Source organism: Pedobacter sp. ASV12 (assembly GCF_016429155.1).
GTDB lineage: Bacteria > Bacteroidota > Bacteroidia > Sphingobacteriales > Sphingobacteriaceae > Pedobacter.
This window is the reverse complement of sequence record NZ_JAELUC010000367.1, coordinates 1-384: the sequence shown is the minus strand read 5'-3', so window position 1 is coordinate 384 and position 384 is coordinate 1. Positions and strand designations below refer to the sequence as shown.

Here is a 384-nt window from a genome sequence, read left to right as displayed (position 1 = left end):
ATTCTGTTCCATAGGGCTCGACCGCCGACGGGCGTTGTGGGAAGTTTCCGCACTTTCGGACAGTCCCATAGGCATGTTTGAAGGACAGCCTTCCGAAAGCCGAGACGAACCCCAGCTTTCGTTACCGTTGCTCACCGATGCGGGACATGTAATCGAGGACTACGCCACTATGGGACTGTCGCTCAAAGCGCATCCGGTGAGTTTTGTGCGTGGGCAGCTGGACACGCTCCGCGTTACCCGTACGGGAGATTTGAGCAAGCTGGCAAACGGTGGGATAGTAAAAGTTGCCGGGCTGATTACCGTGCGTCAAAGACCTGGAACGGCAAAGGGCGTGCTCTTTGTGACTATTGAGGACGAAAGCGGATTCGCTAATCTGGTTATATG

1 protein-coding gene is annotated in these 384 nt (G+C 54.9%); it reads left to right on the top strand.

Annotated elements, in window-relative coordinates; translation table 11 throughout:
* Positions 1-73: 73 nt before the first annotated feature.
* Positions 74-384: hypothetical protein (locus JHD69_RS21255; protein ID WP_233166160.1), on the top strand; the 311-nt coding region annotated here is incomplete at its 3' end.